The organism is Klebsiella sp. 10982 (assembly GCF_048589245.1).
Lineage (GTDB): Bacteria > Pseudomonadota > Gammaproteobacteria > Enterobacterales > Enterobacteriaceae > Klebsiella > Klebsiella quasivariicola.
In genome coordinates, this window is sequence record NZ_JBMAXV010000039.1 from 1 (window position 1) to 23,952 (window position 23,952).

The window sequence follows — 23,952 nt, forward strand, 5'->3', positions numbered from 1 at the left end:
GCACCGGCAGTTTCAGCAACAATGGTGAATAAATTAACGACAGATCGCACGCACTGTAGGCCGGGTAAGCGTAGCGCCACCCGGCAAAATAACGATGTAACAGGTCTGCCTGGAAGTAATCAATGCTTGCCCGGCGGCGCTGTGCTTGCGCGGGCCTGGGGGGGGAGCCTACGGGAGGACCCCGTAGGCTGGGAATGCACTAAGCCGCTATCCGGGAAGCTGGACTAGACCCGGGTTCCCCACAGGTCGTATTCGTCGGCGTGCTCGACTTTCACCCGCACCACGTCGCCCGGCTTAACGCGGGTTTCGCCGTTCAGGTAGACCGCGCCGTCGATTTCCGGGGCGTCGGCCATGCTGCGGCCAATGGCGCCTTCTTCATCAACTTCATCCACCAGCACCAGGATTTCGCGACCCACTTTTTCCTGCAGACGCTCGGCAGAGATCTGCTGCTGCAGCTGCATAAAGCGGTTCCAGCGCTCCTCTTTCACCTCTTCCGGCACCTGGTCCGCCAGCTCATTGGCGGTGGCGCCTTCAACCGGGCTGTACTTGAAGCAGCCGACGCGGTCGAGACGCGCCTCTTTCAGGAAGTCGAGCAGCATCTGGAAATCGTCTTCCGTTTCCCCCGGGAAGCCCACGATAAAGGTGGAGCGCAGGGTCAGATCCGGGCAGATTTCACGCCACTGCTTGATGCGCGCCAGCTGACGGTCAGCGGAACCTGGACGCTTCATCAGCTTCAGGATGCGCGGGCTGGCGTGCTGCAGCGGAATATCGAGGTACGGCAGAATTTTGCCTTCTGCCATCAGCGGGATCACATCGTCAACGTGCGGGTACGGGTAGACATAGTGCAGGCGCACCCAGATGCCGAGCTTCGCCAGCTCTTCGCACAGGCTGACCATGCTGGTCTTCACCGGCATACCATTGTGGAAACCGGTGCGGTGCTTAACGTCGACGCCATAGGCGGAGGTGTCCTGCGAGATGACCAGCAGCTCTTTCACCCCGGCGTCAGCAAGGCGTTTGGCTTCCGCCAGCACTTCGCCAATCGGACGGCTCACCAGGTCGCCGCGCATAGACGGAATAATGCAGAAGGTGCAGCGATGATTGCAGCCTTCGGAGATTTTTAAGTAGGCATAGTGACGCGGGGTCAGCTTAACGCCCTGTTCCGGCACCAGGCTCAGGAACGGGTTGTGCTTCGGCTTCGGCGTGTAGTGGTGGACGTGCTCCAGCACCTGCTCATAGCTGTGCGGACCGGTGATCTCCAGCACCTTCGGATGTACTTCGCGGATCTGATCCTCTTTCGCGCCGAGACAGCCGGTGACGATCACCTTGCCATTCTCTTTTAACGCTTCGCCAATCGCTTCCAGCGATTCCTGCACAGCGCTGTCGATAAAGCCGCAGGTGTTAACGATCACCATATCGGCGTTGTCGTAGGTGGGTACGACGTCATAACCTTCGGTGCGCAGTTCGGTCAGGATACGCTCTGAGTCCACGAGGTTTTTCGGGCAGCCCAGGGAGACGAAGCCGATTTTCGGCTGATGCGTGACATTGCTCATAGCTTAAAAAGTGTTCAATTATTGGAATGGTCAGGGCAGGAATTCTACAGATCTTTGCGAAAAAGAGTATAGCTCCGTCGCGGTTAATGGTGAAAAAGCGCTCGGCTGAAGCGCATCCTGGCGGTTTGGTTGTGCGTAAACCGCCATTCCTGATAAAAACGGCGGTTATTTACGTTGTATTCTACAAAAATATAACAATTTCTTTACTAAACACCTCGATGACCGCCAGGAGAAGAGGCAAGGAAATGACACCAATAAGTGCACCGGTGGCAATTGCCACCCTGCCGTTCAGTAATCTGGAGATCCCCCCGCAGCCGCCGCAGATCCAACGCTCCCTTGAGCAGGGGAATGTGCTCTATCTGCCGCAGCTGGCCTTTTCATTAACCGCGGCGGAGCAGGGGTTGCTCACGCCCGAGCTGGTCGCGCCGCGGCGCAAGAACATCAGTTATCAACCCGACTCGCGCACGCTCAAAGGCGTTGCCGATCAGCAAAAAACCGCCGCCGTCGCCCGGCTGCTGGCGCGTTATCATCAGATGACGCTGCAGCTGATCGACGCGTTATTGCCAGGCTATGGCGAGGCGTTGCACCATCCGCAAACCAGTCTGCGCCTGCATCCCATCACCGCCTGGCGGGAGAAGACCTCCTGGCGCAAAGATGACTCCCGTCTGCATGTGGATGCTTTTCCGTCACGACCGGTCAATGGTGAGCGTATTCTGCGCGTCTTTTGCAATATTCACCCCCGCGGCGAACCACGCACCTGGCGAACGGGGGAGCATTTCGATACCCTCGCGGCGCGCTTCCTGCCGCAGCTGAAACCCTGGTCGCCGTTTGGCGCCTGGCTGCAGTCTGCCCTGGGGATCACCAAAACCCGGCGCAGCCATTACGATCATTTGATGCTGGCCCTGCACGATGCGATGAAAAGCGCCCCTGAGTACCAACGACAGGGGGCACAGCAGGAGATCGACTTTGCCGCTGGCAGCACCTGGATCTGCTTTTCCGATCAGACCCCGCATGCGGCGATGCGCGGCCAGTATCTGCTTGAACAGACGTTCCTGCTGCCGGTAAGCGCGATGACTAACCCGCAGCTTTCGCCGCTGCGGGTGCTGGAAACGCTCCTGCAAAAGCCGTTAGTGGCGCGCACCAGATAATGCCCGGCCTGGCGGGTTATTGTGCCGACGTCACGGCGTCTGAGGGGGTCGCGTCGGGCTTTTTCGGTTCGCGCTTATCCTGCAGGGTGAAGATGGAGATCAGGGTGAAGAGCCCGGCAATGCCGCCGAGGATCAGATAGGTGTTGGCAAAGCCAATGGTATCGTACAGATAGCCTGCCAGCGGGGAGTAGATGGCGGTGGCGATCGAGGCGACAAACAGCACCAGTAAATAGACGGTTGACGAGAGTTTATGGTCGAAGTTGGCGGCGATGAATTTAAAGACGGACACCAGAATTAAGGGTTTCTCCAGGGCATGCATCATTTTCACCGCACCAATCCACACCGGGCCGAGGGGCACGGCTGACCCGACGATACGTACCGACATGATTAACCCGGCGATGATCAGCGCCCATTTAGCGCCGGTCCGGTTAACAAACCATGGCATCAGGCAGAGGAACAGGGTTTCGCCGCAGACCTGAATGGACGCGAGGATCCCGTACCAGCGGTTGCCTTCCTCCGGCGTCGGGAACTGCAGTGAGAAGTATTGCGCAAATTGCTGATCGTAAGTGTCGTAAATTTGCGTGACGAAGAGGGTAAAGAGCAGCAGCATCCAGAACTGACCATTCTTCGCCAGCTCAAGGGCATGGGAGACCTTCAGCGACTCGCTTCGCGCCACATCGGCGTCGGTTAATTCAATTTTGGTCAGCATAAAGCAGATGGCGGCGATGACGATGGCGAGGCTGGCGAGCCAGAAGGCCAGATTAGGATTGCTGTCGATATATTTACCTACAATCCAGGCTGCCGCCGCCCAGCCTAACGAGCCCCACATCCGCACCCGACCGTATTCGAACTGGTAGCGGCGAGAAATCTTATCGATGTAAGAGTCGATCACCCCACAGCCGGAATTAAAAATAATCCCCAGATAGATCCCCCCGAGCAGGGCGCCGAACCAGAAGTTATGCACCAGCAGCGGCGCGTAGACGTAGATAAAGAAAGGTCCCACCGGCAGTAGGAGTGCCACCAGCAGCCAGATAAGCCGTTTTTTCAGGCCGAACTTATCGGAAATGTAGCCGAAGAAAGGCTGCATAAGCAGAGCGATGAAGGCATTCACCGAATAGAGAAGGCCGGTTTTCGTCGCGCTGATACCTAGATGCTGGGTGGTCCAGATGACAAAGAAAGCCATGGTCGACGACCAGGCGAACAGGTAGAGGAAATCGAAAAGACTCAACAGAAGGTAGTTTCTTTTACCGGACGTCATGGTTCAGTTCCTTGCAAACGAGCAGAGAGATTATCAGCGAAGTACGCCACGCGCTCGCTGTTTTTCTTTTGTGTTATACGTATCACATTAATTATTTGTTATGACATCCTGACTGCCAGTTGTGCAACTGTGTTTATGCTGTATTGTGATCTTATTGGCACTAATTGACTCAAAAATGGCACTAAACTGTATTTGATTTCATTGTGGAATTAATTGTGATCGTATTACATTTTATTTGTTATATAACCTACAAAACCGTAAAGTTGTCACATTGTAAAGGGTGTTAAAGGCTTGGTAATAATTGACCTGGCGCATCATTTTGCACAAAAAATAACCGTATTATGGAAAGGGTAAAGGACGACAGAGGAGGAACCGTGATGACCGTTGACAGACTGTACCGCCACCTTTTGCAGAAGCTCATCAATGCCAATATTGATATTGATGCCTATCTGCAGCTGCGAAAGGCCAAAGGCTACATGTCAGTCAGCGAAAATGACCATCTGCGTGAAAACTTGTTTGAGCTTTGCCGTGAAATGCGTGCGCAGGCGCCGCGCCTGCAGCATATTGTTTCACCGGAGGAAAAGGAGGCCCTTCGTCTGGCCGGCGAGTCCGTCGCCGCAGCGGCAGTATGCCTGATGAGTGGGCATCATGATTGTCCACTGTACATCGCTGTTAACGTAGAGAAGCTAGAACGCTGTCTGACGGGATTGACTTCAAATATTCATAAACTGAATAAATTGGCGCCAATCACTCATGCCTGATCGGCTGCAACCCAGGGGAAGTGAACGCTTCCCCTGTTAAAGGTTATGTAAAAATCCCCGCGCAAATTTCCCCGCTGGCTACCCTTTAGCCCAGAGCTGACGAAAGGAGAATGCCATGCGTCCGATCCCACTGCTGTTGCTATTGAGCGCCTTAGCGCTACCAGCCCTGAGCCAGGCCGCGGTGCGGGTTGAGGTATTGCAAAACCGGCTGGCACATCCGTGGAGCCTGGCGTTTCTCCCCGACGATCAGGGTATGCTGATTACCCTGCGTGGCGGCGAGCTGAAGCGCTGGCAGCCAGGTAAAGGCCTGTCGGCACCGATATCCGGCGTGCCGCAGGTATGGGCCAACGGCCAGGGCGGCTTACTGGATGTGGCGCTGGCCCCGGATTTCGCCCAATCACGGCGGGTATGGTTGAGCTATGCGGAAAGCGACGCCAGCGGCAAAGCCGGCACTGCGGTAGGCTACGGGCGGTTAAGCGAGGATGCCACGCAGCTGTCGAACTTTACCGTGGTCTTTCGCCAGCAGCCGAAGCTCTCCGTCGGCAACCATTTCGGCGGCCGGCTGGTCTTCGACGGCAAAGGATATCTGTATATCGGTCTGGGAGAAAACAATCAGCGCCCCACTGCCCAGGATCTCAGCAAGCTGCAGGGGAAAGTGGTCCGCCTGACGGAAACCGGAGGCGTCCCGTCGGATAACCCTTTTGTCGGCCGGACCGACGCCAGGCCGGAGATCTGGGCCTACGGCATCCGTAATCCGCAGGGCATGGCGATGAACCCATGGAGCGACGCGCTGTGGCTCAATGAGCATGGCCCGCGCGGCGGAGATGAAATTAACATCCCGCAGGCGGGGAAAAACTACGGCTGGCCGCTGGCGACGCATGGCATTAACTACAGCGGTCAGCCGATCCCGGAGGCGAAGGGCAAAACGGCCCCGGGTACCGAGCCTCCCCTGTATGTCTGGCCGGTCTCCCCCGGCGTGAGCGGGATGGCCTTTTACGCGGCGCAGACTTTTCCCCAGTGGCAGCATAAGCTGTTTATCGGCGCGCTGAAGGAGACGTCGCTTATCGTCTTATCGGTTGATGGTAATCAGGTCCGCGAGGAGGGGAGGTTACTGGAGGCGCGCGGGAAGCGTATCCGCGACGTTCGCGTGGGACCCGACGGCTATCTGTACGTTTTAACCGACGAGTCTAACGGCGAGCTGTTGCGCTTGAGTCCGGAGAATTAACCTCAGGTCACCGGGATCTGCACTACTTCGCGCCAGGCGGGACGCTGGCTAATCTGCTGATACCAGCGCTGCAGATGGGGCCGCGGTTGCCAGCTATCGAGGATCGACAGCAGATTGTAGACGAAGGGGGCAACGGCAATATCGCCAAGGCCGAACTGTTCCCCGGAGAGCCACGGCATTTTGGCCAGTTCGTCATCGAGCATGGCAAACAGCGATTCACAGGCGCCGATCCCCGCGGCGATGGCCGCCGGGTCGCGCTGCGCCGGCGGCGTCCTGACCAGGCCCATTAACACCGGGCGATGGGCGGGAGAGAGGGTACCGTTGGACCAGTCCATCCACTTTTCCCCTTGCGCGCGCTGCGCCGGCGCGGCCAGCCACAGACGGTCAACGCCATACTGGGCGGCAAGGTAGCGAATAATGGTGTTTGATTCCCACAGTACCACCCCGGTGGCATCATCCTTTAACAGCGGCACCAGTCCGTTCGGATTCATCGCCAGATATTCCGGGTCATGATTGAGACCAAACTCCAGCCCGGCGAGGATCTGCTGATAAGGCAGTTCCAACTCCTCCAGCACCCAGCGTACTTTCTTCACGTTGGTCGAGTTATTACGTCCCCACAGTGTAATCATTTTCGCTCCTGAGTTTGTTTCACTGCCGTTGCAGCGCGATCGGCGATCATGTTGGGATAAAGTTAATATTTAGGCAATCGCGATCAAAAAAATTGTTCTGATTAAAGCACAGCGGCAGGTTATTGCGTAAACTTTAAAAACTTTACCAACTCGCTGTTTCTTTAAGGTCATTTGTACGCTTTACTCACCGGTTGCTGCGGCGCGGTCAGAGTGGTGCGGCATATTTTGTTTGGAAAGGATACTTGGGTGGCTCTTATGATGCATGACGCTTTTTCCCTTCGCGGCCTCGCGGCAGGTTGCGCACTATTACTTCTTGTCGCACCTGCGGTGCAGGCTGCAGAACAACTCCCCGACGCCCCTTCGATTGACGCTCGCGCCTGGATCCTGATGGACTATGCCAGCGGGAAGGTGCTGAGCGAAGGCAATGCCGATGAAAAACTCGACCCGGCCAGTCTGACGAAGATCATGACCAGCTACGTGGTGGGGCAGGCGATAAAAGCGGGAAAAATCAAACTGACCGACATGGTGACCGTCGGACGTGATGCCTGGGCGACCGGCAACCCGGCCCTGCGCGGGTCATCGGTGATGTTCCTCAAACCCGGCATGCAGGTTTCGGTGGAAGATCTGAATAAAGGGGTCATCATTCAGTCCGGGAACGACGCCAGCATTGCGATTGCTGACTACGTGGCGGGCAGCCAGGATGCTTTCGTCAGTCTGATGAACGGCTATGCCAAAAAAATGGGGCTGACCAATACCACCTTTATGACCGTCCACGGCCTTGATGCGCCGGGGCAGTTCAGTACCGCGCGCGATATGGCGCTGTTGACCAAAGCGATGATCCACGACGTACCGGAAGAGTACGCGGTACATAAAGAAAAAGAGTTCACCTTTAATAAAATTCGCCAGCCAAACCGTAACCGTCTGCTGTGGAGCACCAATCTCAACGCCGACGGCGTGAAAACCGGGACCACCGCCGGGGCCGGCTATAACCTCGTCTCTTCGGCCACTCAGGGCGATATGCGTCTGATTGCGGTGGTGCTGGGAACCAAAACCGACCGCATTCGCTTTAACGAGTCGGAAAAACTGCTGACCTGGGGCTTCCGCTTCTATGAAACCGTGACGCCGATTAAACCAGATGCCACCTTCGTCACCCAGCGCGTGTGGTTTGGCGACAGCAGCGAAGCGAAACTGGGAGCCGGCGAGGCGGGTTCTATCACCCTGCCGAAGGGCCAGCTGAAGAACTTGAAAGCCAGCTACACCTTAAATCAGCCGCAGCTCACCGCGCCGCTGGAGAAGGGGCAGGTGGTCGGGACTATCGACTTTAAGCTGAATGATAAAACCATCGAGCAGCGGCCGCTGATCGTCATGGAGCCGGTGAAAGAGGGCGGCTTCTTCAGCCGGATGATCGACTTCGTGCTGATGAAACTGCACGGCTGGTTCGGCAGCTGGTTCTCCTGATGCCATGCCCGCGCCTTGTGGGGCGCGGGCAGTCTTCAATACAGCAGAGAGATCTGTTGCGCCTTCGCCAGCGCCACCAGCTCGTCATCCGGGCAGATGTCGCTGGCAATTACGTCAAATTTCGCTAACGCCCCCATCCGCGCCGGACGCACTTTGCCAAACTTGCTGTGGTCGACCACCAGCACGTGGTAGCGGGCGTGACGCATCGCCCAGTGCTTGACCGGCAGCTCTTCCAGGTTATAGCAGGTTGCCCCCTGCTCGCAGTCAATGCCTGCCGCCGAGTAAAAGGCGATGTCGGGGCTCAGATGGCTGAGGGTATCCTCAAGACTCAACGGCATAAAAATCGCGTTGCTGGCATGAAATTCCCCGCCGCACAGGACCGCCCGGCACTGCGGTTTTTCCTGCAGGGCAAGAAAGGTGTTCAGGGAGTAGCAGACGCCGGTGAAGGGCAGGGCATCGTCAATGGCGTCAATGATCCACGGCGTGGTGGTGCCGCAGTCAAAGAAGGCCATCTGATGGGCCTCCAGCAGTGCCGCGGCATGGCGGGCAGCGCGGCGTTTTTCCTCAACCAGCCGGGTTTTTTGATCGCTGAGCAGGTAATGGGTAGCGCTACGCGGTTCCAGCACAATATAGCCGCCGAGCAGCACAACCGGACCGCTGTGGCCGTTGAGGTCGCGACGAATGGTCATTTCCGACACCCCAAGCAGGGAAGCGGCTTCTTTCAGATGCAGCTTATCACTGCGTTTGAGTGCCTGAATGAGCTGACTGATACGTTCGTCACGGCGAGTTTCCATATTCCCTCTGCGCTAAAATCGCCCTGCGGGGGCAGGGCGTTAGCGGGATTTTACCTGTCGCTTGCGGGTTAGTCACGCGGTGGCCGCAGCGGCGGCTGGCGTTTAGCCGCGTACCCAGCCTTTGCGGATCGGCAGGGAGAAGCAGAGGCGGTACAGCCGCTGCAGCTGACGGTACAGCGCCGGACCGAACGTATGCCAGATCAGCGCCGCGCCAAGACAGCCGCACATGCCGGCCAGCAGGCCGCCGACCATATCCAGCGGCCAGTGGACGCCGAGATAGACGCGGGACCAGGCGATGGCCGCGGCGATAGTCATCAACAGCGCGCCGGACCACAGACGGTGCCAGAACAGGAAGGCCAGGGCAAAGGTAAAGCTGACGGTGCCGTGGTCGCTGGGGAAGGAGTCGTCTGCGGCGTGATGCAGGAAGTTATAGCCTACGCCGGCGACAAAAGGCCGATCGTGCGGGTAAAGGTGGCCGATCGCCCACGACACGGTCAGGCTGAGCATCAGCGCCAGCATCAGCTTAAATATCATCTGCCGCTGGGCGGGTCCCCACAGCCATAATGTCACCACCAGCAGGGGCACGATCAGGATCAGATCTTTGGCGATGAAAAGGGCTACCTCAATGGCCCACTGCGGCGAGGCCGGTGTCGCGTTGAGCAGGGCGAACAGCGCGTAATTAATATTTTCCAGCATAGACTTCCAGGCTTGTTGGTCCGAGAGCAAATAAGCCGCTTACTCTAAAAAAAAGCAGCGCAGAGATAAAGCAGCATTGTCTTAAAAATCAGGTTGTTAAGAAATTTTGCATAGTGGTTTCAGTGCTAACAACCTGAAAAACGTCAGTATATCGTTTGTCACATTGCTGAAACATAAACGGAATATATACACAAGCTGAATAGCCGGGGAGGGCCAGCACGCGGCGCAGGATGCGCAATATTGTGCGGTGTCACCCACAATTCACTATCTCCGCGCCGGGAGTTTCATTACACTTTGCGCGATTTTTGATAGATAAGAGATTTCATGCAAAATTATTCGCTTTCAGGCCGCCGCCTCGGAAGGCAGGCGCTGTTGTTCCCGCTATGTCTGGTGCTGTACGAGTTTTCCACTTATATCGGCAACGATATGATTCAGCCGGGCATGTTAGCCGTGGTGCAGGAATTTCAGGTGGGCAACGAGTGGGTACCTACCTCGATGACCGCCTATCTGGCTGGCGGTATGTTTTTACAGTGGCTGCTGGGGCCGCTATCGGATCGTATTGGCCGCCGTCCGGTGATGTTGACCGGCGTGGTCTGGTTTATCGTTACCTGCCTGGCGACGCTGCTGGCGCAGACCATCGAGCAGTTTACCCTGCTGCGCTTTCTGCAGGGGATCAGCCTGTGCTTTATCGGCGCGGTGGGCTATGCGGCGATCCAGGAGTCCTTCGAGGAGGCGGTGTGTATCAAAATTACCGCCCTGATGGCTAACGTGGCGCTGATTGCCCCGCTGCTGGGGCCGCTGGTGGGCGCCGCCTGGGTGCATATCCTGCCGTGGGAGATGATGTTTGTCCTGTTCGCCGTGCTGGCGGCCATTTCGTTCTTCGGCCTGCAGCGGGCGATGCCGGAAACCGCGACGCGACTCGGCGAAAAGCTGTCGGTCAAAGAGCTGGGCCGCGACTATCGGCTGGTGCTGAAGAACCTGCGCTTCGTCGCCGGCGCGCTGGCCACCGGCTTTGTCAGCCTGCCGCTGCTGGCGTGGATTGCCCAGTCGCCGGTGATTATTATCAGCGGCGAACAGGCCACCAGCTATGAGTACGGCATGCTGCAGGTGCCGATTTTCGGTGCGCTGATTGCCGGTAACCTGGTGCTGGCGCGTCTGACTTCGCGCCGGACCGTGCGCTCGCTGATTATCATGGGCGGCTGGCCGATCATGTTTGGTCTGATCCTCTCCGCAGCGGCGACCGTGGTCTCTTCCCATGCGTATCTGTGGATGACCGCCGGCCTGAGCTTCTACGCCTTCGGGATTGGCCTGGCGAACGCCGGCCTGGTGCGCTTAACGCTGTTCGCCAGCGAGATGAGCAAAGGCACGGTTTCGGCGGCGATGGGGATGCTGCAGATGCTAATCTTCACCGTCGGCATCGAGCTGAGCAAACATGCTTACGCGCTGGGCGGCAACGGGCTGTTCAGCCTGTTTAACCTGCTGGGCGGGGTGCTGTGGCTGGGGCTGATGATCTACTTCCTGAAAGATAAAAGCATCGGCAATTCGCAGCAGGGGTAGTTGTTTTCAACCCGGATGCGCTCGCATCCGGGTCTTGTCAGGCGAACGGCGCTTCGCGATCTAACACCTTATCAATAATCTGCAGCACGCCTTCTTCGTTGTTGTGCGGCGCCTGATAGCGGGCGACGGCTTTGACGTCTTCCCGGGCGTTGGCCATGGCAAAGCCAAACCCGGCGTGCTGCAGCATTTCGATATCGTTGCCGCTGTCGCCGAACGCCACCACCTCGTGATCCTCAATGCCCCAGCGCTGCTGCAAAATGCGCAGCCCATTGGCTTTGTGCACGCCCGGGATAATTAAGTCGATGCTGCCGTAGCCGGTGGCCACCGCGGTGACCATGTCCCCCAGCGCCGCGTGCAGCTTCGGCTGAATGTCCGGGATCAGGCTGTCCGGCACGTTGAGGCCAAATTTGAGGATGGTGTCATCGAGATGGTTAAAATCATCCACCAGTTCAAGGCGGTGATAATACTTCGCCGCCACCGTCTTCAGCGCGTCGTTATAGCGGTTGAGAGTGTAGGCGCTGCGCTTCCCGCAGGCGATGATTTCGATATTTGGCAGGGTCTGCAGATGGTCGACCACGGCATTGAAATGGTGAACCGGCAGCTGGCAGTTGAACACGTCTTCATTGCCGCTCACCACCCAGCCGCCGTTTTCCGCCACAAAGGCGATCTGATGGGCAATCTCCGGGAAAAAGGAGATCAGCTGATAATACTGGTTGCCGCTGGCGACCACGAAGCGAATGTTTTGCTCACGCATTCGCTGGTACTGGGCGAGGAAGCGCGGCCGGTTGTAAGTTTTGGCATCGCTTAAAAAGGTGCCGTCCATATCCACCGCAATCAGTTTGATGCTCATTAGCTGTTCTCCATAACGGGTTCAGACTGTGGCTTAGCCACCGCGCGGGCGACCAGCGCCGCCACCATCACCAGACCCAGCACCACCATCATGGCGCTGCGCAGGCCGAAATGTTCGCCGAGGAAGCCCAGCAGCGGCGGCCCGACGAGGAAAGCGAGATAGCCGGTGATCGCCACCACGCTGACGCGCTTGGGCGCGTCCGGCCCGGTATCGCTGGCGGCGGAGATGGTCAGCGGGAAGCCGAGCGAGGCGCCAATGCCCCACAGCAGTACCGAGATGCCTGCCACCCAGGGGTTATCGACGAAGATGATCAGGCCAATACCCAGGGCACCCATCACCGCGCTGGCGCGGACCACCGTCACCCGGCTGTAGCGATCGATAAACCAGCCGCCGGTAAAGCGGCCCAGCGTCATGCCGAGGGTGAAGCCGGCATAGATCAGCGAGCCGGAGGTGGGGCTAAAGCCGTGGCCGTCCACCATCAGCAGCGGCAGCCAGTCGTTGGCCGAGCCTTCGGCAAAGGCCATCGCCAGGACGATGACCCCGATCAGCAGCAGCTGCGCGTCGCGCCATACCGGCAGACCCTTCGCTTCACCGTGGGCGGCTTCGGCGGCATTTTTGCCGGTGCCATCGGGAATGGCGCGGATGGCGATGGCGATGGGCAGGACAGCCACCAGCGCGGCCGCCAGGATATGCGGGGCGGCAGGCAGACCGAATCCAGTCACTGCCATGCCCACCCCGGCGCCGAACAGGGTGCCGAAGCTGTAAAATCCATGCATCATCGGCAGCACCGTTTTATTCATCTCCCGCTCGATGGCCGCGCCTTCAACGTTAATCGCGACTTCTGCCGAGCCAAAGCTGGCGCCAAAGATGGCCAGACCGAAGGCGAACAGCGGGGCGGAAGAGATCCACAGCGCCAGGCTGAGCACCAGCATGCCGAGTACGGCGAAGGACATGGTGGTGCGGATAACCTTGCGGGTACCAAAGCGTTTCACCAGCCATGCCGAGCAGAGGATACCGCTCATCGACCCCACCGACAGGCCAAACAGCACCACGCCCATCTCTGCGGTGGAGAGTGCCAGCAGATCGCGGATCGCCGGCGTGCGGGTGGCCCAGGAGGCCATTAGCAAGCCGGGGATGAAAAAGAACATAAACAGCGCCCACAGCCGAAGCTGCAGCGCTCTGCGCGAGGATTGCGTCGTCATCCGTAAACGCCTTAAACGAGAAGAGTGAAGACAACAGTAGCAAGCATGTGTACATTTGTACATAAACCGGAAGAGGAAAATCATGGCCCGTAGACCGAACGATCCGCAGCGCCGCGAGCGCATCCTGCAGGCGACGCTGGACACCATCGCGGCGCACGGCGTCCATGCGGTAACGCACCGTAAAATCGCCACCTGCGCGAATGTGCCGCTGGGGTCATTGACCTACTATTTTAGCGGCATTGAGGCGTTAATTGAGGAGGCGTTCAGCCTGTTTACTGCCGAGATGTCGGCGCACTACCAGCAAGGCTTCGTTGGGGTAACGAACCAGGAGCAAGCCTGCGATGCCATTGCTGAGCTGATCTTCAGCGCCCAGGTGACCACGGCGCGTAATATGAAGCTGATGTACCAGCTGTATGCTTTTTGCAGCAGTCAGCCGGCGCTGAAGGCGGTGATGCAAAACTGGATGCGGCGCAGCCAGCAGACGCTGGAACAATGGTTTGCCCCCGATACCGCCCGCGGTCTCGACGCCTTTATTGAAGGGATGACCTTGCACTTTGTCACCGATCGCGCACCGTTGTCGAAGGCGGCAATCCGCATGATGGTCGGGCAGCTGGCAGGGGAGAGGGCGCAGGAAGAGAGGCGCTGAAGCGGTGCGAGATGTGCATGCGGGTGAAACGCAGGCAACAAAAAACCCATCAACCTTGAACCGAAGTGGCGGGGTTGATGGGCTCCACAAAATGGGGACATCAAAGAAAAGCAGTGGCATTACTTATGACTGATGCCCTGAGAAAAAGTTCTGCCTGTGACGGTTTTTTTCGCAAAAAATTTATTGTAGCCCTGGCCAGATGATCACGATGAGCGTCCCGGCGAGGGTGAGCAAGACGTTGGCGATGGCGTAGGTGCCCGCGTAGCCGAGCGCGGGAATGTTGCTGCGCGCGGTATCGCTGATGATCTCCATCGCCGGGGCGCAGGTGCGCGCCCCCATCATGGCGCCGAACAGCATCGCCCGGTTCATGCGCAGCACGTAGGCGCCGAACAGGAAGCAGATCACTACCGGCACCAGGCTGACGATAAGCCCTGCCGCCAACATCTGGCCGCCGACAGCGCCCAGACCGTTATTGATCCCGGCGCCGGCGCTGAGTCCGACCCCGGCCATAAATACCATCAGACCAAATTCTTTCACCATGTTCAGCGCCCCCTGCGGGATATAGCCGAAGGTTGGGTGGTTGGCGCGCAGGAAGCCAAGCATGATGCCGGCGAACAGCAGTCCGGCGGCGTTGCCGATGCCGAAGCTGAAGGAGCTGAACTGGAAGGTGATCATGCCGATCATCAGGCCGACGATAAAGAAGGCACAGAAGGCCAACAGATCGGTCACCTGGCTGTGAATGGAGATAAAGCCGATGCGGTCGGCCACGGTTTTCACACGGCGGGCGTCGCCGCTGACCTGCAGTACGTCGCCTTTGTTCAGTACCACGTTGTCGTCGATAGGCATTTCAATCTGGCTGCGAATAACCCGGTTTAAGAAGCAGCCGTGGTCGGTGAGCTTCAGCTGCGCCAGGCGGCGGCCGACGGCGTTGTGGTTTTTGACCACAATCTCTTCGGTGACGATGCGCATGTCGAGCAGATCGCGGTCGAACACCTCTTTGCCGTTACGGAAGCTGGGGTCGAGGCGGGCGTGGGCGTCCGGATAGCCTACCAGCGCGATATCGTCGCCCATCTGCAGCACCGCATCGCCGTCCGGGTTGGCCAGAATGCCGTTGCGGCGGATGCGTTCGATATAGCAGCCGGTCTGGCGATAAATACCCAGTTCGCGCAGATTTTTACCGTCCGCCCAGGCCACCAGCTCCGGGCCGACGCGATAGGCACGGATCACCGGCAGGTAGACTTTACGTTTTGAATCGGTATCGAGGCCGCGCTCACGGGCGATTTGCTGGGCGCTGGTCTGCAGATCCTGATGCTGCAGCTTGGGCATATAGCGAGCGCCGACGATCAAGCTCACCAGGCCAACCAGGTAGGTCAGGGCATAGCCGAGGCTCAGATGGTCAAGCGACTGCGCCAGCTGATCGCTGGGCAGGCCGAAATGGCGCAGGGTGTCTCCCGCGCCGACCAGCACTGGGGTGGAGGTCATGGCCCCCGCCAGCATACCGGCGGTGAGCCCGATATCCCAGCCGAAGACTTTACCCAGCACCAGGGCGATCAGCATTGCGCTGCCGACCATCACCAGCGCCAGCATCAGGTAGTTTTTGCCGTCGCGGAAAAAAATAGAAAAAAAGTTGGGGCCGGCTTCTACGCCAACGCAAAAAATAAACAGCATAAAGCCGAGATTAAGGGCATCGGTGTTAATCGCGAAATGCTGCTGGCCTAATAATAGAGAAACGACTAAAACGCCAATGGAATTACCAAGTTGTACTGAGCCGAGACGCAGTTTTCCCAGGCATAGTCCTAATGCAAGTACAACGAATAATAACAGGATGTAATTCCCGTTTAACAAATCTGCGACGTTTATATTCACGAAAGCCAACTTCTCGTTTACTAGTAAGTTGTTGAAGGAAATGGTTATTTGGTCTAAGGTTGCTCTGGTGTTCGCATTGTGGCGAACCTATTCTGGCACCCTGTTATAACCAGCAAAAATATACCCGCTAGTTTAATCCTTCCTGGATGCGGCGGCTAGTGACAATCGTTTTTACGCTGGACGGGGAGTTATTGGCATGGATTGCCGAAATGCTTTATCTGACTGGGCGACGTGGACGTGAGTTAGAGGCGACATCAGGAGGATACGGTGAAATCTGAGCGTAGTTGGGCCGGTATTATCTGCGGCTTCGTTCTGTTCATTGTGGTGTGCTTATCGCTGTTGTTACATATGAAAGGGGCCTTTCGCGCCAGCGGCAATCCGGAGCTGGGCCTGCTCTTCTTTTTGCTGCCAGGGGCGGCGGCGAGCTGTCTCTCTCCGGGTCAGCGGGTGCTGCGTCCTTTGCTGGGCGCGATGCTGGCGGCACCGGTCTGTATGGTCACGATGCGCTTATTCTTCGTGACGCACCGAACGTTCTGGCAGGAGATGGCGTGGGTGCTGAGCGCTGTGTTCTGGTGCGCGCTTGGGGCGCTGTGCTTTTTGTTTATCTGCGCCTGGCTTGATGCCTGGCGCAGTCATTCATCTAGCAAATAAATCTACTCAGGCAAACAGACCGAGGTTTTCTTTCGCCCAGGCTTCAAAATCAGTGCAACCGCCGATGTGTTTTTGGTCGACGAAAATCTGCGGTACGGTTTCAACCGGTTTGCCGACGGTTTTTTCCAGGTCAGCTTTGCTGATGCCTTCGGCGTGAATATCCACGTAGCGGTAGTTAAAATCATCACGCTCGTTGGTCAGTTTTTCTGCCAGCTCTTTAGCACGAACGCAGTATGGGCAGCCTGGACGACCAAAAATAACGGTAAACATTGCTTCTCTCCTTAAACCTCTGCCGGATGGCGAATGGTGCTTATGATGCCTGCATCGGCCGGGGAGGGAAAGAAGGTTCTGCCTTTTGCTTCGATGGTTTACGGCTATGTTTGATAAATGTCGTACTATCAAAACCCGTATACTGACCCGGCGGCGCGCTGGGATTGCCTGGTGTGCTACGTTTATCAACCGGAGAGGCGTGATGCGAAAACCTGCCCCATTGCCGAAAAGTATTCTGCTGCTTGAGATCCTCGGGATGGGGTTATTAACCCTGGCCTGGCTCTCGCTTAATCAGTATGTCCGGCTGCCTGCGCCTGTGGCCAGTCCGACCGCGGCGCTGGTGATGATTTTTGCCGGGATCCTGCTGATGATCCCCGCCGCCATCGCCGTCATGTGGCGGGTGGCGCAGATTGTGGCCCCGCAGTTAACGCACTCTTCTAAGCCTGAAACATTGTCTGACAGAGAAAAACGCAATGACGCCGACCATTGAGCTGCTGTGCAGCCACCGTTCCATCCGCCACTTCACCGATGCGCCTGTGAGCGACGAACAGCGCGCAGCCATTATCGCCAGCGCGCAAGCGGCATCTACCTCGAGTTTTTTACAGTGCACCTCCATTATTCGCATTACCGATCCGGCCCTGCGTGAACGTCTGGTCCCGCTGACCGGCGGCCAGCAGCACGTGGCGCAGGCGGCGGAGTTTTGGGTCTTCTGCGCCGACTTCAACCGCCACCTGCAAATTTGCCCGCAGGCGCAGCTGGGGCTGGCGGAACAGCTGCTGATCGGCGTGGTTGATACGGCGCTGCTGGCGCAAAACGCGCTGATTGCCGCCGAGTCCCTCGGACTGGGGGGCGTCTATATCGGCGGACTGCGCAACAGCATTGAGGCGGTGACAGAGCTGCTGGCGCTGCCGCAGCATGTTCTACCGCTGTTTGGCCTCTGCCTCGGCTGGCCGGCGGATAACCCGGACATCAAGCCGCGAATGCCGTCGGCCATGCTGGTGCATGAGAACCGCTATCAGCCACTGGATAACGCGCTGTTGGCGGAGTATGACGAACAACTGGCGCACTATTATCTGTCGCGCGGCAGCAACGCCCGCCGTGATACCTGGAGCGATCATATTCGTCGCACTATCGTGAAAGAGAGCCGCCCGTTTATTCTCGACTATCTGCATAAGCAGGGGTGGGCAACGCGCTGATTACGTGTACACTGCTGCTCCGGTCTGGTGCTATCCGCCGCCGGCCGCAGGAAAGTTGGTTGAAAATGTGTTCGATAGCTGAGGCCCGCCAGAGCGGGTCTTTTTGCAGAGGTGCAGGATGAAAATTGCCATATTATCCCGGGATGGAACGCTGTATTCATGTCGACGCCTGCGCGAAGCGGCGCAGAAGCGCGGTCATCAGATCGAGATCCTCGATCCGCTTTCCTGCTATATGAACGTTAGCCCAGTGGCGTCGTCTATCCACTACAAAGGTCGCCAGCTGCCGCATTTTGATGCGGTGATCCCGCGCATCGGTTCGGCGATCACTTACTATGGCACTGCGGCCTTGCGTCAGTTTGAGCTGCTGGGAAGCTACCCGCTGAATGAATCCGTCGCCATCACCCGCGCTCGTGATAAGCTGCGCTCGCTGCAGCTGCTGGCGCGCCAGGGCATCGATTTGCCGCTGACCGGCATCGCTCACTCCCCTGATGACACCAGCGACCTGATCGCCATGGTGGGCGGCGCGCCGCTGGTGGTGAAGCTGGTGGAAGGCACCCAGGGGATCGGCGTGGTGCTGGCGGAGACCCGTCAGGCGGCGGAGAGCGTGATCGACGCCTTTCGCGGGCTGAACGCCCACATCCTGGTGCAGGAGTATATTGCCGAGGCGAAAGGCTGCGATATTCGCTGCCTGGTGGTCGGCAATGAGGTGGTGGCGGCGATCGAACGGCGGGCAAAAGAGGGCGACTTTCGTTCTAACCTGCACCGCGGCGGCGTGGCCACGGTGGCGCAGATTAGCGACGAGGAGCGGGCTATCGCTATCAAGGCGACGCAAACTCTGGGGCTTGACGTCGCCGGTGTCGATATTTTACGCGCCACCCGCGGGCCGCTGGTGATGGAGGTCAATGCTTCACCGGGGCTGGAAGGGGTGGAAACCACCACCGGGGTGGATATTGCCGGCAAGATGATCGCCTGGATCGAGCGCCAGGCGACGCCGGAATTCTGTTTGAAAATAGGCGGCTAACCGCCGGATGCAAGACGGCCATGGTACGCGGCGCTTTTTTTGCGTAAGCTATGGCGTCGTTTTTCCACTGTAAGAGGTCACAGGCACTATGGATTCACTGGTCGTTCCAGGTCTGGATACGCTACGTCGCTGGCTGGACGAGATCGGCATCAGCTTTTTTGAGTGCGATTCCTGCCAGGCATTGCACCTGCCGCATATGCAGAATTTCGACGGTATTTTTGATGCCAAAATTGACCTGGTGGACAACGTGGTGCTCTTTTCCGCCCTGGCGGAGGTGAAGCCGTCTGCCCTGCTGGCGCTGTCGGCGGATCTGTCGGCCATCAACGCCAGCTCATTAACCGTGAAGGCGTTTATCGACATTCAGGACGATAATTTGCCCAAGCTGGTGGTCTGCCAGTCGCTGTCCATCGGCCCCGGGGTGACCCTGGAGCAGTTCGCCTGGTTTTTCCGCCAAAGTGAAGAGCAGATCTCGATGGTGATCCTCGAAGCCGGTGCCAATCAGCTACTGTACAAAGGCGAAGAAGAAGAGCCGGCAGCGGAAAACGTGCAATACCATTTTCTTCACTAAGCCTGCCTAAAATTAGCGCAGCCACTACCGCAGCGGCTGCGTATTACCCGCTTTTATTCTGCATTTAACCTTTTCTTAAAGCATTATTCACCGCCATTCCGGCCGTTTTGGCTTATCACGTAGACCGTTATTGCATAAAAATTTGATAAAAGGCGTTTTTTTACCTGGGCTATAGCCTCTTATTCTGGCTACAGTTATTCTGGCGATGCTTCCAGTTGCGAGCAACCACTCCGGGAGAGATCCGCTCTCCTTTTCTCAGGCAATGAAAAAATATGCATGATTCTTGCATGCGTTGAAATGCGTATATTTGAGCCCGTAAATTAACGGGCGTTGAGAAGGATAAGAGATATGACCGCCTTTGGTAAAAAATGGTTAACAGGTCTGGTTACGGGTGCGCTGATGGCCGTCTCTGCCGGTTCGCTCGCCGCCGAACAAAAAACCCTGCATGTTTATAACTGGTCTGATTATATTGCGCCGGACACGGTAGCGAATTTCGAAAAAGAGACCGGGATTAAAGTCGTGTATGACGTTTTTGATTCCAACGAAGTACTGGAAGGCAAATTGATGGCGGGCAGCACCGGTTTCGACCTGGTGGTACCGTCGGCAAGCTTCCTTGAGCGCCAGCTGGCGGCGGGCGTGTTCCAGCCGCTGGATAAGAGCAAGCTGCCGAACTGGAAGAACCTTGACCCCGAAGTGCTGAAGCTGGTCGCCAAGCATGACCCGGAGAATAAATACGCGGTGCCTTATCTGTGGGCGACGACGGGTATTGGCTACAACGTGGATAAAGTGAAAGCGGTGCTGGGCAAAGATGCGCCAGTGGATAGCTGGGATCTGGTGCTGAAGCCGGAGAACCTCGAAAAACTGAAAAGCTGCGGCGTCTCCTTCCTCGACGCGCCGGAAGAGATTTTCGCCACCGTGCTGAACTACCTCGGCAAGGATCCGAACAGCAGTAAAGCAGATGACTATACCGGCCCGGCCACCGACCTGCTGCTGAAACTGCGGCCGAACATTCGCTACTTCCACTCTTCGCAATATATTAATGACCTTGCCAACGGCGATATCTGCGTGGCGATCGGCTGGGCAGGGGATGTCTGGCAGGCGGCCAACCGCGCGAAAGAGGCGAAGAACGGCGTCAACGTCTCTTACTTTATTCCGAAAGAAGGCGCGCTGGCGTTCTTTGACGTCTTTGCTATGCCGGCCGACGCCAAGAATAAAGATGAAGCCTATCAGTTCCTTAACTATCTGATGCGCCCGGATGTGATCGCCAAGATCAGCGACCAGGTGTTCTACGCCAACGGCAACAAGGCCTCCACGCCGCTGGTCAGCGAGACGATCCGTAACAACCCGGCGATTTATCCGCCAGCGGATGTATTCGCCAAACTGTTCACGCTGAAGGTGCAGGATCCGAAGATCGACCGCGTGCGCACCCGCGCGTGGACCAAAGTGAAGAGTGGCAAATAATCTCTGACGGCCCGGTGAACGGGCCGAATCAGTTCGGTACTCGCCGGGAAATAGCAGCGCGCCCGGCGAGCAGACGCACCAGGATGGTGCAAATGCACTGTTAAGCACGAAGTATGGCACCGGACCATATGGTGATCGTTTTTTTGCCGGAGAGCACCCGATTGAACGACGTAATGCCCCGCCCACAGGCGAAAGCCCCCAAAGCGCTGACCCCGCTACTGGAAATCCGTAACTTAACCAAGTCGTTTGATGGCCAGCACGCGGTCGACGACGTCAGTCTCACTATCTACAAAGGCGAAATTTTTGCTCTGCTGGGCGCATCAGGCTGCGGGAAATCGACGCTGCTGCGCATGCTGGCGGGCTTTGAACAACCGACCGCCGGGCAGATTATGCTCGACGGCGTGGATCTGGCGCGCGTGCCGCCTTATCAGCGGCCTATCAATATGATGTTCCAGTCTTACGCCCTGTTTCCCCATATGACCGTTGAGCAGAATATCGCCTTCGGCCTGAAGCAGGATCGTCTGCCGAAGGCGGAAATCACCGCCCGGGTGCAGGAGATGCTGGCCCTGGTACATATGCAGGAGTTTGCCAAACGCAAGCCGCATCAGCTCTCTGGTGGCCAGCGCCAGCGTGTCGCGCTGGCGCGTAGCCTGGCGAAGCGACCGAAGCTGCTGCTGCTTGATGAGCCGATGGGGGCGCTGGATAAAAAGCTGCGCGATCGCATGCAGCTCGAAGTGGTGGACATTCTCGAACGCGTTGGCGTCACCTGCGTGATGGTAACCCATGACCAGGAAGAGGCGATGACCATGGCGGGCCGTATCGCCATCATGAACCGCGGCAAGTTTGTGCAGATTGGCGAACCGGAAGAGATTTACGAGCATCCGACCACCCGCTACAGCGCCGAGTTCATCGGCTCGGTGAACGTCTTTGAAGGGCTGGTGAAGGCGCGTCTGGAGGATGGTCTGGTGCTAAGCTCGCCGGGACTGGTGCACCCGCTGAAGGTCGACCCCGACGCGTCGGTGGTGGACAACGTGCCGGTCTGGGTGGCGCTGCGTCCGGAGAAGATCATGCTGTGCGATGAACCGCCGGCGGACGGCTACAATTTTGCCGTCGGCGAGGTGATTCATATCGCCTATCTGGGGGATCTCTCTATCTACCATGTGCGCCTGCAAAGCGGCCAGATGATCAGCGCCCAGCTGCAGAATGAGCACCGCCATCGGAAAGGGACGCCCACCTGGGGTGACGAGGTGCGTTTATGCTGGGATGCGGACAGCTGCGTTGTGCTGACGGTGTAAGGAGAGGGCGATGAGTACCGTTGAATCCCCGTCAGGGGCGAAAAAACCGGGCGGCTTCGCGCTGTGGGTGGCGCGCCTGCAGATGGCGCATGGCCGCAAGCTGGTGATTGCGCTGCCCTATCTGTGGCTGATCCTGCTGTTTATGCTGCCGTTCCTGATCGTGTTCAAGATAAGTCTTGCCGAGATGGCGCGGGCGATCCCTCCCTACACCGATCTGATGGAGTGGGCGGACGGTCAGCTGACGCTGACCCTCAATTTTGCCAACTTCCTGCAGCTGACCGACGATCCGCTCTATTTTGAAGCTTATCTGCAGTCGCTGCAGGTGGCCGGCATCTCGACGATCTGCTGCCTGCTGCTGGGCTATCCGCTGGCCTGGGCAGTGGCGCACAGCAAGCCGTCGACGCGTAATATTCTTCTGCTGCTGGTGATCCTCCCGTCGTGGACCTCATTTTTGATCCGCGTCTACGCCTGGATGGGGCTGCTGAAAAGCAACGGGGTGCTGAATAACTTCCTGTTGTGGTTAGGGGTTATCGATCAGCCGCTGGAGATCCTGCACACCAACCTGGCGGTGTATATCGGTATTGTGTATGCCTATCTGCCGTTTATGGTGCTGCCGATCTACACCGCGCTGACCCGCATCGACTATTCGCTGGTGGAGGCCTCGCTGGATCTCGGCGCCCGGCCGCTGAAGACCTTCTTCCAGGTGATCGTTCCGCTTACCAAAGGGGGCATTATCGCCGGCTCCATGCTGGTGTTTATCCCGGCGGTGGGGGAGTTCGTGATCCCGGAACTGCTGGGCGGGCCGGACAGCATTATGATTGGCCGCGTGCTATGGCAGGAGTTCTTTAATAACCGCGACTGGCCGGTCGCCTCGGCGGTGGCGATTGTCATGCTGCTGCTGCTGATCGTGCCGATCATGTGGTTCCACAAGCACCAGCAAAAACAGATGGGAGAGCAGGGATGAACGACTTGCCGGTAGTACGCTCGCCGTGGCGCATTTTGATCCTCGTGCTCGGGTTTACCTTCCTCTACGCCCCGATGCTGATGCTGGTGATCTACTCGTTCAACAGTTCGAAGCTGGTAACGGTGTGGGCCGGATGGTCGACGCGCTGGTATAGCGAGCTGTTCCACGATGACGCGATGATGAGCGCGGTGGGGCTGAGTCTGACCATCGCCGCCTGCGCGGCGACGGCGGCGGCGATCCTCGGTACCATCGCCGCGGTGGTGATGGTACGCTTTGGGCGCTTTCGCGGATCTAACGGCTTCGCGTTTATGATCACCGCGCCGCTGGTTATGCCGGACGTGATCACCGGCCTCTCGCTGCTGCTGCTGTTCGTGGCGCTGGGGCATGCCATCGGCTGGCCGTCGGATCGCGGGATGTTGACCATCTGGCTGGCGCATGTCACCTTCTGTACCGCCTACGTGGCGGTGGTGATCTCCTCGCGCCTGCGCGAGCTGGACCACTCCATTGAAGAGGCGGCGATGGATCTGGGCGCTGCGCCGCTGAAGGTCTTTTTCGTCATCACGTTGCCGATGATTATGCCGGCGGTGATCTCCGGCTGGCTGCTGGCCTTCACGCTGTCGCTGGATGACCTGGTGATCGCCAGCTTTGTCTCCGGCCCCGGTGCCACGACGCTGCCGATGCTGGTCTTCTCCAGCGTGCGCATGGGGGTCAATCCGGAGATTAACGCCCTGGCGACACTTATTCTTGGCGTGGTCGGTATTGTCGGTTTTATCGCCTGGTATTTGATGGCCCGCGCAGAAAAGCAGCGAGTGCGCGATATCCAGCGTGCAAGACAAGGCTGAACCACCTAAAATCGGTACAGCAGCCTCCGGTCGGCGCCACCCTG

At 57.9% G+C, this 23,952-nt stretch carries 24 protein-coding genes; 15 read left to right on the top strand and 9 right to left on the bottom strand.

All coding sequences use genetic code 11. The annotated features are described in order from the left end of the window. Positions 1 to 224 precede the first annotated feature (224 nt). Complete coding sequence (gene rimO, locus ACKLKD_RS22300) at positions 225 to 1,550, bottom strand: 30S ribosomal protein S12 methylthiotransferase RimO (RefSeq protein ID WP_025713819.1); 1,326 nt, start codon at positions 1,548 to 1,550, stop codon at positions 225 to 227. Between the two features lie 245 nt (positions 1,551 to 1,795). Between rimO and ACKLKD_RS22305 the strand changes: the two genes are divergently transcribed. Next, positions 1,796 to 2,698, top strand: coding sequence for a Kdo hydroxylase family protein (locus ACKLKD_RS22305; protein WP_025713820.1), 903 nt, complete (start codon positions 1,796 to 1,798; stop codon positions 2,696 to 2,698). A gap of 16 nt (positions 2,699 to 2,714) precedes the next feature. Here the strand turns inward: ACKLKD_RS22305 and ACKLKD_RS22310 are convergent, their stop codons facing one another. Continuing rightward, positions 2,715 to 3,956: an oligosaccharide MFS transporter gene (locus ACKLKD_RS22310; RefSeq protein ID WP_025713821.1), complete on the bottom strand. Its 1,242-nt coding sequence runs from the start codon at positions 3,954 to 3,956 to the stop codon at positions 2,715 to 2,717. A gap of 377 nt (positions 3,957 to 4,333) precedes the next feature. Here ACKLKD_RS22310 and bssR point away from each other — a divergent pair, with 377 nt between their 5' ends. Next, positions 4,334 to 4,717: a biofilm formation regulator BssR gene (gene bssR, locus ACKLKD_RS22315; RefSeq protein WP_025713822.1), complete on the top strand. Its 384-nt coding sequence runs from the start codon at positions 4,334 to 4,336 to the stop codon at positions 4,715 to 4,717. Positions 4,718 to 4,832: 115 nt separating this feature from the next. Next, a complete protein-coding gene (locus tag ACKLKD_RS22320) occupies positions 4,833 to 5,942 on the top strand; it encodes a PQQ-dependent sugar dehydrogenase (RefSeq protein WP_087805003.1) in 1,110 nt (369 codons plus the stop codon). Between the two features lie 2 nt (positions 5,943 to 5,944). Here the strand turns inward: ACKLKD_RS22320 and ACKLKD_RS22325 are convergent, their stop codons facing one another. Next, the gene (locus ACKLKD_RS22325; RefSeq protein ID WP_025713824.1) at positions 5,945 to 6,571 is read right to left on the bottom strand and encodes a glutathione S-transferase family protein; all 627 of its coding nucleotides are present in this window, start codon (positions 6,569 to 6,571) and stop codon (positions 5,945 to 5,947) included. Between the two features lie 255 nt (positions 6,572 to 6,826). On the opposite strand from ACKLKD_RS22325, the gene dacC reads away from it, so the two are divergent. Further along, positions 6,827 to 8,029: a serine-type D-Ala-D-Ala carboxypeptidase gene (dacC, locus tag ACKLKD_RS22330; RefSeq protein ID WP_042929693.1), complete on the top strand. Its 1,203-nt coding sequence runs from the start codon at positions 6,827 to 6,829 to the stop codon at positions 8,027 to 8,029. 35 nt (positions 8,030 to 8,064) lie between these two features. Here the strand turns inward: dacC and deoR are convergent, their stop codons facing one another. After that, positions 8,065 to 8,823, bottom strand: a complete 759-nt coding sequence (gene deoR / locus ACKLKD_RS22335; protein ID WP_004151717.1) for a DNA-binding transcriptional repressor DeoR — start codon at positions 8,821 to 8,823, stop codon at positions 8,065 to 8,067. Between the two features lie 102 nt (positions 8,824 to 8,925). Continuing rightward, positions 8,926 to 9,519, bottom strand: coding sequence for an undecaprenyl-diphosphate phosphatase (gene ybjG / locus ACKLKD_RS22340; RefSeq protein ID WP_025713826.1), 594 nt, complete (start codon positions 9,517 to 9,519; stop codon positions 8,926 to 8,928). A gap of 324 nt (positions 9,520 to 9,843) precedes the next feature. On the opposite strand from ybjG, the gene kdeA reads away from it, so the two are divergent. After that, positions 9,844 to 11,076 carry a multidrug efflux MFS transporter KdeA gene (kdeA, locus tag ACKLKD_RS22345; protein ID WP_087805001.1) on the top strand — a complete coding sequence of 411 codons (1,233 nt, stop codon included), beginning with the start codon at positions 9,844 to 9,846 and terminating at the stop codon, positions 11,074 to 11,076. 37 nt (positions 11,077 to 11,113) lie between these two features. Here kdeA and ACKLKD_RS22350 read toward each other — a convergent pair whose 3' ends face one another. Together ACKLKD_RS22350 and ACKLKD_RS22355 are read right to left on the bottom strand one after the other, a co-directional pair. Beyond that, positions 11,114 to 11,926 (bottom strand): Cof-type HAD-IIB family hydrolase, encoded by an 813-nt coding sequence (locus tag ACKLKD_RS22350; protein WP_087804999.1) that lies wholly within the window; start codon positions 11,924 to 11,926, stop codon positions 11,114 to 11,116. Beyond that, a complete protein-coding gene (locus tag ACKLKD_RS22355; protein ID WP_087804997.1) occupies positions 11,926 to 13,128 on the bottom strand; it encodes an MFS transporter in 1,203 nt (400 codons plus the stop codon). The genes ACKLKD_RS22350 and ACKLKD_RS22355 overlap by 1 nt, the downstream gene beginning before the upstream one ends. An 82-nt stretch (positions 13,129 to 13,210) precedes the next feature. On the opposite strand from ACKLKD_RS22355, the gene ACKLKD_RS22360 reads away from it, so the two are divergent. Then, positions 13,211 to 13,774 (top strand): TetR/AcrR family transcriptional regulator, encoded by a 564-nt coding sequence (locus ACKLKD_RS22360; protein ID WP_087804995.1) that lies wholly within the window; start codon positions 13,211 to 13,213, stop codon positions 13,772 to 13,774. 180 nt (positions 13,775 to 13,954) lie between these two features. Here the strand turns inward: ACKLKD_RS22360 and ACKLKD_RS22365 are convergent, their stop codons facing one another. Further along, a complete protein-coding gene (locus ACKLKD_RS22365; RefSeq protein WP_025713829.1) occupies positions 13,955 to 15,640 on the bottom strand; it encodes an aspartate:alanine antiporter in 1,686 nt (561 codons plus the stop codon). Positions 15,641 to 15,907: 267 nt separating this feature from the next. Between ACKLKD_RS22365 and ybjM the strand changes: the two genes are divergently transcribed. Then, positions 15,908 to 16,291, top strand: coding sequence for an inner membrane protein YbjM (gene ybjM / locus ACKLKD_RS22370; RefSeq protein ID WP_025713830.1), 384 nt, complete (start codon positions 15,908 to 15,910; stop codon positions 16,289 to 16,291). 6 nt (positions 16,292 to 16,297) lie between these two features. Here the strand turns inward: ybjM and ACKLKD_RS22375 are convergent, their stop codons facing one another. Beyond that, complete coding sequence (locus ACKLKD_RS22375; RefSeq protein ID WP_002896352.1) at positions 16,298 to 16,561, bottom strand: GrxA family glutaredoxin; 264 nt, start codon at positions 16,559 to 16,561, stop codon at positions 16,298 to 16,300. A 202-nt stretch (positions 16,562 to 16,763) separates the two neighbouring features. Between ACKLKD_RS22375 and ACKLKD_RS22380 the strand changes: the two genes are divergently transcribed. The 8 genes from ACKLKD_RS22380 to potI all read left to right on the top strand — a co-directional run bounded on the left by ACKLKD_RS22380 (position 16,764) and on the right by potI (position 23,908). Beyond that, a complete protein-coding gene (locus tag ACKLKD_RS22380) occupies positions 16,764 to 17,051 on the top strand; it encodes a YbjC family protein (protein ID WP_025713831.1) in 288 nt (95 codons plus the stop codon). Beyond that, positions 17,035 to 17,757: a nitroreductase NfsA gene (gene nfsA, locus ACKLKD_RS22385; RefSeq protein WP_087804993.1), complete on the top strand. Its 723-nt coding sequence runs from the start codon at positions 17,035 to 17,037 to the stop codon at positions 17,755 to 17,757. Before ACKLKD_RS22380 ends, nfsA begins: the two co-directional genes overlap by 17 nt. A 118-nt stretch (positions 17,758 to 17,875) precedes the next feature. After that, the gene (gene rimK / locus ACKLKD_RS22390; RefSeq protein ID WP_087804991.1) at positions 17,876 to 18,778 is read left to right on the top strand and encodes a 30S ribosomal protein S6--L-glutamate ligase; all 903 of its coding nucleotides are present in this window, start codon (positions 17,876 to 17,878) and stop codon (positions 18,776 to 18,778) included. Between the two features lie 88 nt (positions 18,779 to 18,866). Beyond that, complete coding sequence (locus tag ACKLKD_RS22395; RefSeq protein WP_025713834.1) at positions 18,867 to 19,346, top strand: YbjN domain-containing protein; 480 nt, start codon at positions 18,867 to 18,869, stop codon at positions 19,344 to 19,346. 348 nt (positions 19,347 to 19,694) lie between these two features. Then, entirely contained in the window at positions 19,695 to 20,807 is a 1,113-nt protein-coding gene (gene potF / locus ACKLKD_RS22400) for a spermidine/putrescine ABC transporter substrate-binding protein PotF (RefSeq protein WP_087804989.1), read from the top strand. Positions 20,808 to 20,968: 161 nt separating this feature from the next. Further along, positions 20,969 to 22,102: a putrescine ABC transporter ATP-binding subunit PotG gene (gene potG, locus ACKLKD_RS22405; protein ID WP_087805020.1), complete on the top strand. Its 1,134-nt coding sequence runs from the start codon at positions 20,969 to 20,971 to the stop codon at positions 22,100 to 22,102. 10 nt (positions 22,103 to 22,112) lie between these two features. Then, entirely contained in the window at positions 22,113 to 23,066 is a 954-nt protein-coding gene (gene potH, locus ACKLKD_RS22410) for a putrescine ABC transporter permease PotH (protein WP_087804986.1), read from the top strand. Continuing rightward, positions 23,063 to 23,908, top strand: coding sequence for a putrescine ABC transporter permease PotI (gene potI / locus ACKLKD_RS22415; RefSeq protein WP_002896372.1), 846 nt, complete (start codon positions 23,063 to 23,065; stop codon positions 23,906 to 23,908). Before potH ends, potI begins: the two co-directional genes overlap by 4 nt. Positions 23,909 to 23,952 lie beyond the last annotated feature (44 nt).